The sequence below is a fragment of the Dictyobacter formicarum genome, assembly GCF_016587435.1.
The window spans coordinates 509,156-527,558 of sequence record NZ_BNJJ01000003.1 but is presented as its reverse complement, the minus strand read 5'-3'; the positions used below and the strand labels follow the sequence as shown (position 1 = coordinate 527,558).

General features: G+C 56.3%; 11 protein-coding genes and 2 pseudogenes. 5 read left to right on the top strand and 8 right to left on the bottom strand.

The window, feature by feature from the left end; genetic code table 11:
* Positions 1-253: 253 nt before the first annotated feature.
* Positions 254-1,654 carry a Fe-S cluster assembly protein SufB gene (gene sufB / locus JMI88_RS07335; RefSeq protein WP_201361141.1) on the top strand — a complete coding sequence of 467 codons (1,401 nt, stop codon included), beginning with the start codon at positions 254-256 and terminating at the stop codon, positions 1,652-1,654.
* A gap of 467 nt (positions 1,655-2,121) precedes the next feature.
* Entirely contained in the window at positions 2,122-5,181 is a 3,060-nt protein-coding gene (locus tag JMI88_RS07330) for a family 78 glycoside hydrolase catalytic domain (protein WP_236022852.1), read from the top strand.
* Between the two features lie 71 nt (positions 5,182-5,252).
* On the opposite strand, the gene JMI88_RS07325 is transcribed toward JMI88_RS07330, so the two are convergent.
* Positions 5,253-6,290, bottom strand: a complete 1,038-nt coding sequence (locus JMI88_RS07325; RefSeq protein WP_201361139.1) for a cellulase family glycosylhydrolase — start codon at positions 6,288-6,290, stop codon at positions 5,253-5,255.
* Between the two features lie 292 nt (positions 6,291-6,582).
* Positions 6,583-7,617, bottom strand: coding sequence for a LacI family DNA-binding transcriptional regulator (locus tag JMI88_RS07320; protein WP_201361138.1), 1,035 nt, complete (start codon positions 7,615-7,617; stop codon positions 6,583-6,585).
* A 418-nt stretch (positions 7,618-8,035) separates the two neighbouring features.
* On the opposite strand from JMI88_RS07320, the gene ung reads away from it, so the two are divergent.
* The 3 genes from ung to JMI88_RS07305 all read left to right on the top strand — a co-directional run bounded on the left by ung (position 8,036) and on the right by JMI88_RS07305 (position 12,019).
* Positions 8,036-8,713 carry a uracil-DNA glycosylase gene (gene ung, locus JMI88_RS07315; RefSeq protein ID WP_201361137.1) on the top strand — a complete coding sequence of 226 codons (678 nt, stop codon included), beginning with the start codon at positions 8,036-8,038 and terminating at the stop codon, positions 8,711-8,713.
* Positions 8,714-8,841: 128 nt separating this feature from the next.
* Positions 8,842-10,476 (top strand): MFS transporter, encoded by a 1,635-nt coding sequence (locus JMI88_RS07310; RefSeq protein WP_201361136.1) that lies wholly within the window; start codon positions 8,842-8,844, stop codon positions 10,474-10,476.
* A gap of 46 nt (positions 10,477-10,522) precedes the next feature.
* A complete protein-coding gene (locus tag JMI88_RS07305) occupies positions 10,523-12,019 on the top strand; it encodes a gluconokinase (protein WP_201361135.1) in 1,497 nt (498 codons plus the stop codon).
* A gap of 256 nt (positions 12,020-12,275) precedes the next feature.
* Here the strand turns inward: JMI88_RS07305 and JMI88_RS41215 are convergent.
* From JMI88_RS41215 to JMI88_RS07275, 6 genes and pseudogenes are all read right to left on the bottom strand, one after another.
* A pseudogene (locus JMI88_RS41215) lies at positions 12,276-12,671 on the bottom strand (hypothetical protein); the annotation flags it as partial.
* A gap of 243 nt (positions 12,672-12,914) precedes the next feature.
* Positions 12,915-13,966 (bottom strand): annotated as a pseudogene (locus tag JMI88_RS41210) (FAD-dependent monooxygenase); the annotation flags it as partial.
* An 8-nt stretch (positions 13,967-13,974) separates the two neighbouring features.
* Entirely contained in the window at positions 13,975-15,231 is a 1,257-nt protein-coding gene (locus tag JMI88_RS07290; RefSeq protein WP_201361132.1) for a beta-ketoacyl-[acyl-carrier-protein] synthase family protein, read from the bottom strand.
* The gene (locus JMI88_RS07285; protein WP_201361131.1) at positions 15,224-16,528 is read right to left on the bottom strand and encodes a beta-ketoacyl-[acyl-carrier-protein] synthase family protein; all 1,305 of its coding nucleotides are present in this window, start codon (positions 16,526-16,528) and stop codon (positions 15,224-15,226) included. The genes JMI88_RS07290 and JMI88_RS07285 overlap by 8 nt, the downstream gene beginning before the upstream one ends.
* A gap of 17 nt (positions 16,529-16,545) precedes the next feature.
* The gene (locus JMI88_RS07280) at positions 16,546-17,460 is read right to left on the bottom strand and encodes an alpha/beta fold hydrolase (protein WP_201361130.1); all 915 of its coding nucleotides are present in this window, start codon (positions 17,458-17,460) and stop codon (positions 16,546-16,548) included.
* A 433-nt stretch (positions 17,461-17,893) separates the two neighbouring features.
* Positions 17,894-18,133, bottom strand: a complete 240-nt coding sequence (locus tag JMI88_RS07275) for a hypothetical protein (protein WP_201361129.1) — start codon at positions 18,131-18,133, stop codon at positions 17,894-17,896.
* Positions 18,134-18,403: the final 270 nt, after the last annotated feature.

Below are 18,403 nucleotides of genomic sequence, written 5' to 3'. Positions count from 1 at the left end.
ACCCTCAGAGAGTTGCAAAGGGTAGCAACCACCAGAGGCGGCAATCGCGCATATCTGCCGCACCGCAGGCGGGCCGATCACAGCTTAACGGGAGCCTGCTGATCCCGTTTGAGCCTGGTGAGCCTTGACATCGGTTGTGAAACCACATATAATACAATTAAATCCGAGTACACAAGTAAGGATTAAAACTTTCGAAGAAAGCGATCGGCTTTCTTTGAACACTGATAGAATCAGCCAGCAAGTGGAGTGAGTCATGAGTCAAGCATTTGAATTGGAACAGGGTAACTACAGTGCTGGGTTCCATGTAGCAGAAAATTATACATATAAGTCCCAAAAAGGACTGACCCGCAAGGTCGTCGAGCAGATCTCTGAAATGAAAGGCGAACCCAGTTGGATGCGCGACTTCCGCCTCAAGAGCTTCGATCTCTTTGAGAAGCGCCCAATGCCTACCTGGGGAGCTGATCTGTCGGCCATCGACTTTGATGATATCTATTACTACATCAAGCCAGTCGCCCAGCAGGGTAAGACCTGGGACGATATTCCTTTAGAGATTAAAGACACTTTTGATCGCCTGGGTATTCCACAGGCTGAGCAGAAGTATCTGGCCGGCGTCACCGCTCAATACGAGAGTGAGGCCGTCTACCACAAGATGCGCGAAGACCTTGAGAAGCTGGGTGTCATCTTTACCGATATGGATACCGCTCTGCGTGAATATCCAGACATCGTCAAGGAGCACTTCGGCTCGATCATCCCGCCATCCGACAACAAGTTCGCGTCGCTGAACAGCGCCGTCTGGAGTGGTGGTAGCTTCGTCTACGTGCCCCGCAACGTTCGTGTTGAGATCCCGTTGCAGGCCTACTTCCGCATCAACGCCCAGAACATGGGCCAGTTCGAGCGCACACTGATTATCGCCGAGCCAGGCTCCTACGTCCACTACGTTGAAGGATGTACCGCCCCCAGCTATACCAGCGACAGCCTGCACAGCGCAGTCGTAGAGATCAAAGCCATGGAAGGTGCTCGTGTCCGTTACACCACCATCCAGAACTGGTCGAAGAACGTTTACAACCTGGTCACCAAGCGTGCCGCCGCCTATCGCGACGCCACCATGGAATGGGTTGACGGCAACCTCGGCTCAAAGGTCACCATGAAGTATCCGGCCGTCTTATTGATGGAGCCAGGAGCTCGCGGCGACGTCTTATCGGTCGCCTTCGCTAACGATGGCATGCACCAGGATGCTGGCGCCAAGATCACCCATCTGGCACCGCACACCACATCGCAGATCCTGTCGAAGTCCGTCTCGAAGGGCACCGGCCGCGCCTCCTATCGAGGGCTGGTCCGCATCAATCCAGGTGCGCACCACACCAAGTCCAGCGTACGCTGTGACGCCCTCCTGCTCGACGAGAACGCCCGCACCGACACCTATCCAACCATTCGTGTCGAAGAGAACCAGACCGAGATTGGTCACGAAGCCACCGTCTCTAAAGTCGGTGAGGACCAGCTCTTCTACCTGATGAGCCGTGGTCTCGACGAGTCAGAGGCCTACTCACTGATCGTCAACGGCTTCATCGAGCCAATCACCAAAGAGCTCCCCATGGAGTACGCGGTCGAGCTCAACCGCCTCATCCAGTTGGAGATGTCCGGTAGCGTAGGCTAATCGGTGAGCGGTCAGACCGTCAAAACATCAAACACATGTGAGAGCTTACCACCCCTGGTAAGCTCTCATTTTGATTCCACCCATACGAACCCCATGGGTTCGGACCATGCGTCCGATTTGCCCCTTCCCACACGATCCCCATCCCCCACACGACGCAATAGGTTCGGACCTTGCGTCCGATTTGCCTCTCCACGCACGATCCCCATCCCCCATAGGTTCAGACCTCGCCTCCGATTTGCCCCCGCCCGGGGCCGCATCGCCCCCGATGATTCCGGCCACGTAATATGGTGTTGCGAACGTTGTCGTGCGGGGAGGTATAAATCGGACGCAAGGTCCGAACCTATGGGTTTCGTGTATATTGTTCAAATCCGATTTGGGGCTTGCGGTGGGTTACATTTTGTTTTGTTTGGTTTTATACTAGAGGTAAATAACATATTTGTGTGTATTTGCGAAGGAGCAAGGAGTTGATGGTTTTTTCTTCTGATGCGAGTTGGATCTGGGATGAGGGTGAGGTGTCGCCGCGCAATTTCTGGTTGCGTGTGCGGCGGTCGTTCCGCGTTGCGTCCGCGCTGAGGCGGGCGACGCTGTTGATTACGGCGGATAGTCGCTATGAGTTATTTGTGAATGGGGAAGATGTCGGTAATGGGCCGGTGCGCTCGTTTCCGTGGGCTTATAGCTATGATGAGTATGATGTGACGGCCTGGCTGCGGGGCGCCGGAGAGGAGAACGTGCTGGCGGTCCGCGTCGTGCATTGGGGTGATCATACGTTTCAATATATTCGTGGTCGCGGTGGTTTGTTGTGTGAACTGGTGCTGGAGTTCGCGGACGGGCGCAGCGAGCGCATCAGCAGCGATGCCAGCTGGCTGGTCGCGCCTGATCTGGTATTTGATCGCCATACGCCGCGTATCGCGGTGCAGCAGGCCTTTGAGGAGCAGTATGATGCCCGGCAGGAGGATGGCTGGCAGCTCGCCGGCTATCAGGCCGAGGATTGGCGGCCTGCGACCATCATTGGACCGGTGGGTACGGCTCCCTGGCATGAGCTGGTGCCGCGCGGTATTCCGTTTTTGACGCGCGATGTCGTGCTGCCCACGCAGGTGCTGGCGGCCGAGCTGGCGCAGCCGCCAGCTGGCTATCGCTGGAGCTTTGATCTGCGCCACCGTGTACGCGATCTGGGGCTGGGACTGCGCGGCGAGGACCTGGGGACGCGCGGCGTCGCCTTCGTCACCGAGATCGTGGCCGAGCAGGATTGCCGGGTGATGCTGGTCCAGATGAGCAATGCCGATTATGAGGGACGCGGCAGCAGCTGCAATGGTCAGCTACTGGCGGGTGAGCTGGAGCTGCACGCGGGACGCAACCTGTTCGTCGTCGCCGGTACCGAATGGCCAGCTCTCTATTTCCAGACCGATGCCGCGCTGACCTTTGATGCCTCGCGTCTCCTTCCCGCTGATCATGAGGCGCCCTGGGCTTATTTAGGACCCTTCGATGAGCGCGACGCCACCTACTCCCAGTTACTGGCCGCCAGCAGCCCTGAGCAGTTGCCTGCGGTTCAGGCGACCGCGATCGCGGCCAGCGAGAGCATGGAGGATATTGCCCTGCTGACGCGTGGCCAGCACTTTGCCCTGCCGCCAGCTGGTTTCTGCGCCGCCAGCATCGCCGGACCCCAGCCGCGTCAGCAGCTAGCATCTTCAGGAGACGTGCCGCTGGTTGAGTATACTTCTGCCCTGCTGCACCAGAACGCCGACTATACCCTGCTCTATCCGCAGCAAGAGGGCGATGTCCATCTGATCGTCGATTTTGGTCGTGAGCTGGTGGGCTTCCCCGTCCTGGATCTGGATGCGCCCGAGGGAACGATAGTGGATGCCAACTTCTTCGAGGGCATTGACGCCAGCGGCATCTTCTGGACCGACATGCTGCGCAATACGTTCCGCTACACCTGCCGTTTCGGTCGCCAGACCTTCAGGTCGCACCAGCGCCGTGGCTACCGCTATGCCTCTCTCACCTTCCGCTTTCCCGCCTCGGCCAGCGCTCCACTCAAGCTGTATAATGTGCGCACCCTGCTCAACACCTATCCAGTTGAGCGCCGTGGCAGCTTCGCCTGCAGCGACGCCTTGCTCAGCGACATCTGGGACGTCGCTGCCTATACCGTTCAGCTCTGTATGGAGGACACCTATGTGGATTGTCCCGCCTATGAGCAGGTCTTCTGGGTTGGCGACGCGCGCAACTCAGCGCTGATCAATGCCGTCGCCTTTGGTGCCTATGACCTGACCACGCGCTGCCTGCTGCTGACCGCCCAATCGCTCTCGCGCAACCTGGACAGCATCAAGCCGGAGCATCTGCGCAAGCGGGCCCACCTGACCACCGATCATGTGGCGAGCGGCTGGTTTAGCGAGATCCCCATGTGGACCTTCCTGTGGATCTGGAATGTGCAGGAGCACTATCAGATCACCGGCGACCACGACGTGCTGGCCCAACTCTATCCGGCAGTGCGCGAATGCCTGCAGCGCAGCCTGGAATTCCTCTCGCCCCGAGGCCTGCTCAACCTGCCAGATGTCTGGAACCTGGTTGACTGGTCGGCCATGGACCTGACGCGCGACGGCGAGGTCACCTCCTCCAATGCCCTGCTGGTCGAGAGCCTGCGCCGTGCCGCCGCGCTGGCCGAGGTCCTCGCCGCCACCCGGCCAGAGCAGGAGGCCGAACTGCGCAGCGACGCCACCAGCTATCGCAACGCCGCCGAGCGCATTTACCAGGCCATCAACGCCTACTGCTGGTCCGAGGAGCGCGGTGCCTACGTCGACACTGTGCGCGACGAACAGGGCTATACATATCATCAGGCGCTGGCCGCCGAGTATGGAACCGCCCTCGATACCTGTGAGCGCTTCCTGGCCCGCACCCGCATCAGCGAGCACACCAACACTCTGATACTACTCTGCCACTGCGCGCCCGCCGATCGCCGCGAGCGCATCCTACCGTTGGTCGAGGCCGCCCGGCAGGGCAAATTCATCGGCAGCTCACCCGCCGAAGCCAGCAAATTCCCGGCCGAGCAGATCGTACCCGTGGGCAGCCCCTGGTTCCTCTTCTTCACCGCCGAAACGCTCTTCGCGCAGCAAAGGCTCGATGCTGTCATCGACCTTATGCGCGAACAATGGGGCCGCATGCTCGAAAAGGGCGCCACCACCTTCTGGGAAACTTTCCCGAACCTGACCAGCCCACACTGGAGCCGCAGCCTCTGTCACGGTTGGTCCGCGGCCCCCGCTTACTTCCTCTCCACGCAGGTCCTGGGCATCCAACCCGCCGCCCCCGGTTACAGCCAGGTGCGCATCGCCCCCCAGACTTCCGGCCTTCAATGGGCCCGTGGCACCGTTCCCACCCCTCATGGCGACATCTCCATCAGCTGGACCCACCACAACGCCACCCTGGACCTCGATGTGCACCTTCCTCCCGGCACCACCGGCGAAATCGTCCTCCCCGACGCCAGCTATCCTATCACCCCCGGCCAGAGCCGATATAGCCTTCCTCAAAAAATATAAATATAAGAAACACGGGCTGAACATCCTCTTGATGTTCAGCCCGTGTTTCTTGTTATTGCTCACAAGTAAGATTATTGGAGGCCGTAAGAGTGTTTGAGGCGGCTCACTCCTGAAGCATTATTGTTAGTGAGCGTGAGCGCGGTCCCGCTACCATTGAGCGTCTCCATGCTATAGCCATCTCCATTGCGTAGTCCTGGCCAGTACACCGAGCCCAGATGCCAGGAGTTCATGAGGTCTGTGCCAGCCTGTACATAGGCGATATAGCCGTTATTGATCGGACCATTGTAGTTCCAGCCATTGGTCATCGGGGCTCCCCACTCATCAACAACGGTACGAGAGGCGCAGGAACCGATACGGGCCTTGAAATCATTGATCCAGGCGTCGTAGCTTGTCTGATTGGGATTCCAGAAGCCATAGTTGTGGAGTGAGACGAAGGTCCCGTCTAAGCGGCTGTCCGCGCAGACAGTGGTAACGTGGTCATTATAGCCAGCGCCGCTAACAAAGATCTGGCTTCTGGAGACTAAGGGGTAATTGCTGATCCACTGAGCGACGATGTTGGCCCATTCGCTATCGCTGTAGCCGTGTGGCTCGTTCATCGGCTCGAAGTAGACCAGTTTGTTGCTATGATACTTGTTAGTGACAGTTTTCCACATTTGCCAGAAGGTTGTCAGATCGTCAATCTTGCCGTCCTTGAACGAGCCAGTGCCCTCCCAGTAGCTCAAGATCACCTTGAAGCCCTGGTCCGTAGCGGCTTTGATCGCGCCAGTATACGCATTCCAGAATTGGCCGTTCACGGTATATGGATTGATCGGCAGTCTCACGGTGTTCGAGCTTAGATTCGTCGCGAATCCTTTGATGATCGCGCGCGATTTTGCATAAGTCATCGCATAATTGTCCGAGGCCGAGAGGCCTGAAGGAACCACTGCATCATTGGCGAAGTTATCTCGCGGGTCAGCCCAGTTCACGCCTCTGAACTGATCAGGTGTAACTGTATTCCCTGTAGACGCATGTGCGGTTGGTATGTTGACCACCTGCGTCACTAAAAGCATAGCTATCATCAGGGCCGCCCCCACCACACACGCAAGCTGCATTTTACGCTGCTGAAACATAATATTCATACTCCTTGTATATCAGACACCATCAATGTGTCCTTTAGACTGAAGATATATCGAATATCTCCTTCCGTCCTTGAAATCAGTCCATCTATCAGCTCATTGTAGAGCGCATAGATTAGGAAAGTAATGAAGTTTTATGTACTGAAAACCTGCTAAAAGCAGGCCTATGCAGCAAAAAACTAAATACTTGTGGCGATCAACATCCTCCTTTCAAAACAAACACCAGAGCATAGTGGTATGCGTAGCCGCCTGCCTTTAAATATACGGTTCCATCCACGCCACACGATTACCGGGTGGCTGGTGGTGCGGACGAGTTCCTGATGATCAGGCTCGTCGATAGAACCGCGCGGCACTCAACAACCGGAGTTCCACCAATCAGAGCGATCAGATTACGGACTGCCTGCATGCTGATCTCCTGGATCGGTTGATGAACCGTCGTCAAGCCACCTGCGATCAGATCTGCATTAGCGATATCATCGAATCCCACCAGCGAGATGTCACCAGGAATACGCCGGTGTAGCGTATGTAGGATAGTCGCCACCGCGCCAGCCGTAACATCATTCGGCGTAAAAATCGCGGTAACGGCATCTGGTAGCTGCAACAACCTCTCAATCTTCTCCTGCTCGACACCAATCACATGCCATTCAGGTTGGAATGTAACCTGAGCCTCGCGCAACGCCTGCTCATAGCCCTGGTAACGAGCCAGGAAATGTGGATGCTCAAATACCGGTGATGACTCCACATACGCGATACGCCGATGACCAAGATCCAACAGATGCCGAACTGCTTGATAAGCGCCCGCGCGATGATCCACATCAACAAAGCCAACGGTATCCGGAACCTCCTGCGTCCACACCGCCACCACCGGAAGTGGAGACCGTGCAAACAGACTCAACAAAAGCTCCTCATGGTGTGGCGTAGATGAGCGCACCAGCAGACCCTCAATGCGTCCATCCAGATAGCGAGCCACATCCGCGATCGAACTGCTCCTCTCCCGTGGATAGACAACCATTCCCGGCAGATGACATGTGGCTACCGCCTCCATCAGCCCGATCAGGAAAGCCCCATCTAAAGTCAGCGCCGCCGCCTCCGGATACGTCTCCTGACCCAGCACAATCCCAATCTCACGAGTACGCTGAGTACGCAAATTACGAGCAACGGCGTTTGGAATATAGCCAAGCTGTGAAGCTGAACGCCGCACACGCTCAATCGTATGTGCCGGAATCTGGTGAGCCGCGGCACTCCCACTCAGAATCTTCGAGACCGTCGAGATACTAACGCCAGCATGAGCCGCTACATCTCGCATCTTCACAATGGCCATTTCCACACTCCTCGTGAGCAAAAAAGATTGAGAAATCGATTGCGTAACTCTAGTGTTCAAGATTACCCAAAAATAACAATTATGTCAAGACCACTCTTTTGAAGATCCAACTACTGCAAAATAAAACCAGCACCTCTATTATTCTATCTAACCGTAATGGTAGAGCTTAATATCAAGCCACGATAGAAATGATCCTTTAACAAACAAAGCGGTACAAAAAAACAACAAAAGCCACAAAACACGTAGATTCGGCCCTTGCGGCCGATTGTGCCCCCCTCACGATCCGTTCACCTCAACATGACCATCGCGAATAGCTTGCCGTTTTACGTCATCCATGAAAGAATAATAAAATAGTAAGAGTAACAAAGGTACCCCAGACATCGTGTTTCTCTTAAAATAAAAGTTAAAGGGAATATGTATGCAGATTGATATTCCAGAGAGCTGGCACGCTCATCTAAACGGCGAGTTCGAGAAGCCCTATTTTCAGAAGCTGGTCCGGTTCGTGGATGACGAGCGCCAGCAATACGAGGTTTTCCCGCCCGAGGCGGATGTATTCTCGGCGCTGCGCCATACACCTTATGATGATGTTAATGTTTTTCTGTTAGGGCAGGATCCCTATCATGATAATAACCAGGCCCACGGCCTCTGTTTTTCGGTGCGGCCAGGTATCAAGCCGCCGCCATCGCTGGTCAATATGTTTAAGGAGTTGCACGATGACGTAGGGTGTCGTATTCCCAATAACGGCTACCTGGTTCCCTGGGCGGACCAGGGTATGTTGATGTTGAATGCCGTCCTGACCGTTCGTGCGCATCAGGCTAATTCGCATAAGAATCACGGCTGGGAAAAGTTCACTGACCACGTGATCAAGGTCGTTAACGCCAAGGAGAGCCCGGTCATCTTTGTTCTCTGGGGTGGATACGCGCAGAAGAAGAAAGCCTTGATCGACACCAGCCGCCACACCATCGTCGAAGCGGCCCATCCATCACCCCTTTCGGCCCGCAACGGCTTTTTTGGCAGCCGCCCCTTCTCAAAAATCAACGCCGCCTTGCGGGCCGCCGGAAAACCAGAAATCGATTGGCAACTCCCCAATCTTTAGCAAAAGTCTTCTCTTTTGAAAAAGCAAACGTGTAAGCTAGTGTATAGGTTCAGATGTGCGGGGATGGACTGCATGCATGTTATCTGGTCCATCCTCTTTATTTTTTATATTAAGAGAGAAGTTTATCTATGTTGCCAAAGACAAAGGGATTCTGGATTCTACTGGCTACCATTCTAGGTTCCAGCATGGCCCTCATCGATGGTAGTGTGGTCAATGTAGCCTTGCCACGCATCCAGGCCGACTTAAATGCTACCGCTGCCAGCATGCAGTGGATCGTAGAAGCTTACGCCTTATTTCTGGGCTCGTTGATTCTTGTTGGCGGCTCCATGGGAGACCTCTATGGGCGTAAGCGCCTGTTCGCGATCGGCATTGCTATTTTCGCTCTGGCCTCAATATGGTGCGGCCTGACCACTGACATCACCCAGCTGGTAGTGGCGCGCGCCGTTCAGGGCATTGGTGGCGCGCTCCTGACCCCCGAAAGCCTGGCTATTTTGCGCGCCTTTTTCGACGAAACCCAGCGTGGCAAAGCCATCGGGCTCTGGTCCGCCTTCTCAGCGATCACCGCAGCGCTGGGACCCGTCCTGGGCGGCTGGCTCGTGCAATACGCCTCCTGGCGCTGGATCTTCTTTATTAATCTGCCGCTGGCCCTGATTGTGTTGATCGTCCTGGTCGTCTTTGTGCCCGAGAGCCGCAACGAGCAGGCCAATCGTCACCTGGATATCGCCGGAGCCTGCCTGGCCACGCTGGGACTGGGCCTGCTGGTCTTTGGCCTGATCGAGGCCAGCACCTATGGTATCTTTCATCCGCTTGTCCTTGGCTGTGTGGCGGCCGGCGTGCTGGCCCTGGTTGGCTTTATCTTTGTCGAGCGGCGCAGTCCGGCCCCGATGATGCCCTTGCAGCTCTTTAAATCGCGCGTCTTCAGTGGCACCAACCTGCTCACCTTCTTCCTCTATGGAGCGCTGGGCGCCACCCTCTACTTTCTGCCCTTCAACCTGATCCGTGTCCAGGGCTATTCAGCGACGGCCGCCGGCTCCGCCCTGCTGCCTTTTACGCTCTTGGTGTTCTCGCTCTCACGCTGGTCGGGCGGCCTGGTTGCCCGCTACGGTGCGCGCCTGCCATTGATCATTGGCCCCTTGATCGCCGGCATCGGCTACATCCTGTTCGCCATTCCAGGCATCGGCGGTAGCTACTGGACCACCTATTTCCCCGCCGTCGTTGTCTTAGGCCTGGGCATGGCAGTCACTGTGGCTCCCCTGACCACGACCGTCATGGGCGCGGCCTCCGATCAATACGCCGGCACCGCCTCAGGCGTCAACAACGCTGTGGCACGCGTCGCCAACCTGCTGGCCATCGCCGTCTTTACCCTGATCGTGCTGGCCACTTTCAATATCGCCCTGGATAATAATCTGGCCGCCCATCACGTATCGGCCGCCGCCAGCCACGCCCTGGACGCGCAGCGCAGCAGACTCACCGGTGCGGAAGTGCCAACTAATTTTGACCAGGTGACCAGAGAGATTTTGCAGCAAGTCATCTCCGACTCATTTCTCTTCAGCTTCCGCATTGCCATGTTGATCGGGTCCGGCCTGGCTTTCATCAGTGCGCTCTGCGCGACCGTGATGATCCCACCTCGGAGCAAGTTGAAGCCAGAGCATGAGAAGAAAGAGAGACAGTGTGGCGATAATGCGTGTACACTAATGTATGCCCATCGCGATGTTGACTTAGCACCTGGGGTTGACGGATCCGCTGGAAAGGCGGATGATTAACACTGTTGTTTTCTTATAGTTAAATTGTTAGTTGGAGCGATAATTTATGGATGATGCACAGTCGCTATCTATTTTAGCATTAGACGTTGGCACCTCATCGACGCGCGCCCTGCTCTTTGATGCGCATGGGAACGCTGTGCCCGATATGGTCTCGCAGCATACCTATCAACTGACCACGTCCCCCCAGGGGGAAGTGTCGGTGGATGCCGATTACCTGGTGGATGTGGTAGCCCAGACCATCGACGAAGTATTGCAGAAGGCCGGTCAAAAGGCTTCCTCAATCCACGCGGTCGCCATCGATACTTTCTGGCACAGCCTGCTGGGGGTAGATGAGCATAACCATCCCTTGACGTCCGTCATTACCTGGGAGGATACACGCGCCTTTGACGTTGCCCGCGAACTGCGCAAAGAGTTCGACGAGAAGGCAGTCCACGACCGCGTCGGCGTGCGCTTCCATGCCAGCTACTGGCCCGCCAAGCTCCGCTGGCTGGCCCAGAACCAGTCGCAGGTTTTTCAGCAGGTCAAACAGTGGATCTCCTTTGGCGAATATTTACATCGCAAGCTACTGGGCAAATCGGTGTGCAGCCTCTCAATGGCCTCGGCGACCGGCATGTTGACCACCAAAACCATGCAATGGGATACCGAGCTGATGAAGGCCCTGGACGTGCGCCGCGAGCAATTTCCCGACATCGGGGATGCTGGCGATGCCCTTAAAGGCTTGCAGGGGGATTATGCTACTCGTTGGCCGGCTTTGCGCGATGTGCCCTGGTATCCGGCCATCGGCGATGGGGCCTCCGCCTGCATCGGCACCAGTTGTATTACTACCCAGAACTGGTCCCTGACCATGGGCACCTCCAGCGCCATCCGGGTCGTGATCGATCCTGCTCAGATCTCGGCTGCCCCGCTGGGTCTCTGGCTCTACTTTATTGATGCCAAACGTGCCATTATGGGAGGAGCAATGAGCGAGGGCGGCAACCTGCTGGCCTGGCTTACTGACTCTTTCAATCTGCCTGCTCTGCAGGATGCCGAGCCTAAAGTTGCCGACCTCAAGCCTGACAATCATGGTCTGACCATCCTGCCCTTTATCTCGGGTGAGCGCAGCATCGGCTGGCACGCTGAGGCTCGCATGACCATCTCAGGCCTCTCTATCCATACCACTCCCGAAGAGGTCCTGCGCGCCGGCATGGAAGCGCTCGCCTACCGCCTCAGCGTAATCCACGGCCAGCTCTCGCAGGCCCTGAATATGCAGGCCTCCGATCACCGTCTGATGGCGAGCGGTGGCGCGCTATTCCACTCACCGCTGCTGCGCCAGATCATCGCCGACACCACCGATACCGCCATCTACCCATCGCGCGAACAAGAGGCCTCCGCCCGTGGTGCGGCCCTGCTGGTTCTGGAATCCATGGGGATCATTCCCGATCTAGCCAGGCTCCAGCCCCATGTCACCGATCCCACGCAGCCCGACCACCAGACCGGCGACATCTACCGTCGGGCCGTGGCACGCCAGGAAGCTCTCTATCAGCGCCTCCTCGCCGATTCATAACATCGGCGTTTGTCCTATTGGCCCCACCGCATGTGGGGCCCCATGGCATCTCCTGTACGGTATCGCCCATACATAGGTTCGGACCTTGCGTCCGATTGCCCCACACATGGTGGGGCGTGTTCCCGGGCGCTCCATTCCCCCGTGGCATCGCACCTCCCCATATATCGTGCCCAAACGCGATCCACCCCTCCGTACGGTATCGTGTTAAAGGGAACGTTATAGTAGGGGGAGGAAAAATCGGACGCAAGGTCCGAACCTATGGGGTTATGGGATCGTTTTGACCGAAATACCGGGCTATCCGTTTTTCAACGCGGGCCCATTGGGATGTGGGGTAGGTGGTCATGATGTGGCGGTCGGGCCGCACGACCATCACCATTTGTGGATCTCCTTGAAGGAGGCGCGGCAGCTGGCCGCTGCCATCCCATATGTATGTGGTGCCAGCGTCGGTGGATAGCTTACGCGCCCGCTTCAGGGCAGCCTGTGTGGGACAGAGATAGATGTGGTGGGCATTGAGCCGGCTCCAGAGCGCATTGTTGCCTGGCCGCGTAGCCGCACCATCTTCATCCCATAGTCTAAAGATACAGAAGTGATTGCCCAAAACCTGGTCCAGTGGGAATCGCTGTCCTGTGGAGGTGCAGACCACGGGCTGCGGCAGTAGCTGCCCACTGTACCGGCCAGCGAAGCGCAGTCCGGCGCGATAGGTGGGCTGTGGCTTGACCTGCATCTCAGACAGCCAGCGCCGCAGCGACGCAATGCGTTGAATATTCAGGAAGACATGGTCGCGCAGAAAGGCCAGAACTGGCTGCGTGGGCATAATGAAGTTGCCGAGCAGGGACGAAAAAGTGATCATGCGTATGACGTGGGGACGACGCTCCTGCTGGTAGGTATGCAAAAGCTGTGGCGCGGCCTGCTGCTGGAGGACCAGCGCGAGTTTCCAGCACAGGTTATAGGCGTCACGCAGCCCGCTATTCATACCCTGGCCCCGAAGGGCGGCATCAAATGGGCCGCATCGCCCAGCAGAAAGACACATCCCACGGCAAAGGACTTGGCAACCGTAGCATGAAAGGTATACACGGTCTTGCGCAGGATACGTGCTGATTGCGTATGTTGCTGCGTGGCGGTCGGCTCCGGTAACGTCTGCAGTGCCTGTTGGATTGCGCTGGCAATGCGTTCATCGTCCAGCCATTGCTCCTCATGTTCGTGAGCCTTCAGCATAAACTCCCAGCGTCGCCCTCCATTGGGAGATGGGACAGTAACCGCCGGTCGCGCCGGATTGCAGAAGAAGATAATCGGGTCCTTGCCGTCTCCGTTGTCGATCGTGTCCACGACCAGCCAACGTTGGGTGCGCTGTCGGCGTGGCTGGCGGCTTTGCCTTTTGGAGATATGGTGGGGCTGGCTGATTGGAGATAAGAAGAGTTCGTGCAAACCAGGCGCGCGCAGCGCGATTTGTAGCTGCTGGCGGATACCACTGCGGCCACCATCGCACGCCAGCAGATAATCACAGTCAATAGTCTGCATCCGACCATCCTGAGAGCGCAGCTGCAGGCGCACGCCATGTGCATCCTGCGTGAATGATTCAAGCACCTGCCCAAAGCTGGTGGACACAGAGGGGAAGCGCTCCAGACCACGCAGGAAGATAGTTTCGAGCGCCGGTTGATAAAAGGTCGAGATCTGTGGATGGCCATATGGCTGCTGTGTTGGAGCGATCCTGGCCAGGTAGCGCCCTTGTGAGACATAGTGGGCCTCGCGCTTGAGCAATGCATGGGCACATATCTCATCCGCCAGCCCGATCGCCTGACAGATGCGCAGCCCCTCATCATCGATTGTAATGGCCCTGGGCTGCTCACCCAGGCCAGCATTGCGTTCCAGCAGCAGCGTCTCAATCCCCGCCTGACCGAGCAGGTTGGCGGCTACCAATCCGGTTGGACCCGCCCCGACGATAGCCACACGCACAGCTAGCTTCCCTTCCGTAGTGCTAAGGCAACATTCGCTCCCCCCGTGCCCCGTCCACCCACAATCGCCACCCCTGGTCGCTGGCGGCTTTCTTCTGGCAAGAGATACGCTTGATCGCGGATAAGTTGAAACGTATGCTGGGGATCAAGTTCCTCACAATTGAGAGTGGGCGGAATACAGCCATGCTTCAGGGCCAGCAGCGCCGTAATGGCATCGATAGCACCGGCGGCGGCATAGCTATGGCCAAACATGCTGCGCGGCACACTGGCTGGAATGTGTGGCAGCAGTGCACCAAACACCTGGCGCAACGCCTCACTTTCCCCTTGATCCGAGGCTGGCAGGGCGCGGCCATCCAGGCTCAGATAAGTCACATCTTCAGTGGGGATATTTCCGGCCTGCAAAGCCTGGCAGATGGCCCTGGCATAGCGCGTACCATCTTCTGAAGGAGGCTGCAGGCCACAGGCATCGTTGGTCTGTCCATAACCGAGTATCTCGCCATAGATGGTGGCCCCGCGCGCCCTGGCATGTTCGTATTCTTCAAGGATGCAGATACCGGCCCCTTCGGCCAGGATGAGCCCGGAGGCCCGGCGATCAAAGGGACGATAGGCCGTTGGATCATCACCGGTCACATATTGACCCTGCTGCGCCAGGATGAGCAGGATAAAGGGATTGAGAAAGGCCTCGTTGCCGCCCGCAATGATGATGTCCGCTGCTCCGCGCTGGATGGCCCTGTACGCCATGCCCAGCGCATCGAGTCCACCGACGGTGTCGTTGACGGGTGTCTTGCAATAGCCCTGGATATGGTGGCGGATGGCTGTTTGCCCGATGGTGGCTACATGGAGCCAGGCAATGGCCGTGTAGGCGCTCACAAAGCGTGGTCCACGCGTATAGAGCGCTTCTATCTGCTGCAGGACAAACTCGACGCCACCCATGGTATTGGCGATCACCGCCCCCACGCGCTCCGCATCCTCCTGGTCAAGGTGAAGATGCGCATCCTGCAGCGCCTCCTGAATGGCGGCCAGCGCGAAATGCGTCATGCGATCGGTACGATGAACCAGCTTGCGCTCAATGTAGTCTTCAACCAGGAAGTTACGCACCACGCCCGCCACACGAATGGGAATCTCGCCCTCGTGGCGAAGTGCACTAATACCTGAGATACCGTTGCTTGTTGCGTGCCAGAATGCCTGCTGACCGATGCCATTGGGAGCCACCACGCCCAGACCACTAATCACAACGCGTCTCTGTTGTCTGTTATTCATGCCACCCATCCCAATCCGCTCTCCCCAACAACAATGCACTATTGACGCCTCCGAAGCCACTTGAATGTGTCAACGCCAACCTGACGTTGGCTGGCCGCGAACTATTGGGCACATAATCCAGGTCGCACTCGGGATCAGGCACCTCCTGATTGATGGTCGGCGGGATAACCTGCTGATCCAGTACCAGGGCTGTCACGATGGTCTCGATGGCACTGGCAGCCCCCTGGCTATGACCTAGCATCGATTTTGTTGCGCTGATTGGGATGCGGGCCGCATGTTCGCCCAGCACCGCCTTATATGCGGCCGTCTCAGCGCGCTCATTGGGCTGCGTTGAACTGCCATGGGCATTGATATAATCAATCTCTTGCGGCGTAACCTGTCCCTCGGCCATTGTTTGTCGTAAGAGGCGCTGCAATGGCTGACCCGAAGCTGGTAGAGACGTCATATGATAGGCATTGCTATTTGAAGCGAAGGTCAGGATCTCGGCGTAGATGTGGGCTCCGCGTTCCAGAGCATGCTCGCGCGCCTCCAATAGAAGGACGCCGGCTCCCTCGGCCATCACAAAACCGTCACGTCCATAATCATAGGGACGGGAGGCGCGGGTAGGGGTGTCATTGTATCTGGTACTGAGGGCTCCCATCACGCAGAAAACGTCTAATACCGCATAGCTGATCGCCGAGTCTGTACCACCGGCCAGCATCAGATCGGCCTGTTGCTCCTGAATGGCCCAGAACGCCTGTCCGATCGCATCCGCTCCCGCCGAGCAGCCTGTGGCAATCGCCAGGCAGGGACCATGTAGATGATGGTGGGCCGCGATACTGCTGGCGGCCGCATGCGACATCATCAGCGATGCTGGTAGCGCTTCCTGCGTCACCAGGCGCGGAGGCCGCGCGCCCTGGTCGGTCATACGAACCCACTGGCGTTCCCCCTCTTCTACACAGGCCAGGGCCAGTCCCATCATCACTCCCATGCGCTCACGTATCGTGCTGGTCAGAGCGCCGCCTACCTGAGCATCTTCCAGCGCCAGATTGGCGGCAGCCAGCGCAAACTGCGTAGCGCGATCCATTGACGTAATCTCATCAGAGGTCAGGCCCAGTTGTAGCGGATCAAAGTCGTCTACCTCGCCCGCAACTTGAGAAGGTAAGAGATTGGCATCGAAGCGCGTAATGCGCCGCAACCCTGAGCGGCCAGTCAGGCAGGATTGCCAGAACGGTTCTTTCCCAATGCCATTTGGGGCTACTACTCCCAGGCCAGTAATCACAACGCGCCGCAATGGCGAAGTCAGGGTTGCATCCATTCGCTTCTCCCGTTGCTCTATTGTTGTAGCTGTTTAAGTGGACCTCTTTTGGTATTGCTTGCCGCCAGGAATGCTTCTATTAATGGAGTCACCGTCTCCGCACGAGAATACATAAAGAAACGCTCCCTACCAGAAACGACATGGTAGCCCGCACAATTAGGTAAGTGCCGGGCCAGCCAGCGCGTCTTTGCTTCTGGCGATAGGACATCATCGGTACGGTTGATCAATAAAACGGGCATGGTGAGCCCGTTGAGGCGCTTGCGGATATCAAAATTGTGGATAATAGGTAGGACCGAGCATTTATAGACAAAAGGCCACTGAGTGATCTTGCAGAACTGTTCCTCGATCAGATGGCGGGGTAGGGAGGGCGCCGTACGGTTATCCATGCTATGCGACATAATATAGTTGATGACATTGGCGCGCAAAATAGAGGCGGGCAACACATGTTCTACAGGTAGGCGATAGAGCAACTCATGCAAGAACCAGATAAAAGGATGTGGTGTGATCCGATAATCGCCCCCCTGAGCAATAATTGTTAGTGAGCGGCAGCGTTGCGGATAGCGCAGGGCAAACTCAAATAGCACCATCGCCGCATCCCCATGCCCTACCAGATCCGGACACTCTAAGCTCAGGCCATCCAGAACCTGGCGCAACTCTTCCGCCCGATCATTGAGGCCAAACGGTGTCGTACGCATCTCCTGGCGGCGGTACAGGATCACGCGCCTGGACTTGCTCATCTGGCGCACCTGGCGTGAATAGACAAATTCCAGGTGCTCAAGGATGGGCACAAAAACGAGAGGTTCACCCCTGCCAATATCGATGAGCGGCAACTCGATTGTACCAATTGAACGTTGCTGCCAGAGTGACTCTATATAACCCACATCCTCATGAAATGTTGCATCATCGATCCAGCGATCTGTCGAAGTGGTCAATGGTTGCCTCCCCTTAGTGTTGATAACGTATATTCTGATTCTTTATGCGTGATTGGTCGTGCATCTCTATAGATATGTCTTTGCAGGAAAAAATGGAAGAAACCATGCAATTACTAAACGTATGTACCATACTATTCTACAGCATTACAATTTTGCACCATGCCTGTAGCATACAAAAATACCCTGGTGCGAGTGCAGCCAGCGGTGATCTTTCCAGGCGTATGGAATGGCCTATAATACTACTGTACCATTTTGGTTGAGAAACTGGTGTTTTTATGCCTTAATTGCCCCCTTCTTGTCGTTCATATCCTATGATTCCGTTTAATTCTGCTGATATTCGCATTATAGAGGCGCATCCCAACGTTCCTCACAACAAAAAGCACCTGAAAGTCCTGGCAAGATTTTCAGGTGCTTGATCTGTAATTCTGGTAGCCTACGAACGTCTCTTTTCGGATTCCCTTAGCTTCCGGATGGCTTGCTTCATTTCCTTTTCCGCCTGTTCGCGCGAAATAGTCTCTACACCCTCTAATTCATCTCCGGATGAGGAACGTTTCGGAGCGGCTTTCGCAGCCTTTTTGGCCGCATCCATCAGCTCTTTCTTCTCTTGCTGCTTCTCTTTTTCTGAGATGGGCTCAGTCTCTACTTTTGGTAGCTCATCTTTATGCTCGCCCATGTGATATTTCCTCCAGCGTAGTAACTATACCTCTGGGGAAATCCCTTTCATCTCAGCCTATCCTTCGTTTTGCCAGTCATGATAGCACTTACTTGATAGAAAAGCTCCGCGCATTTGATATGCTATGTATCGAGCCTCTTGAGATTGTTAGCGCTGCGTGACTTCTATTTGATACGAGTGGTTAGAGTTGAAAGTTTCTCAGCTACGGCGCGGGCTATATCACTGGCGGCCAGACAATATGGTATAAAAGAAGGAACTAGAGAGGGGGAA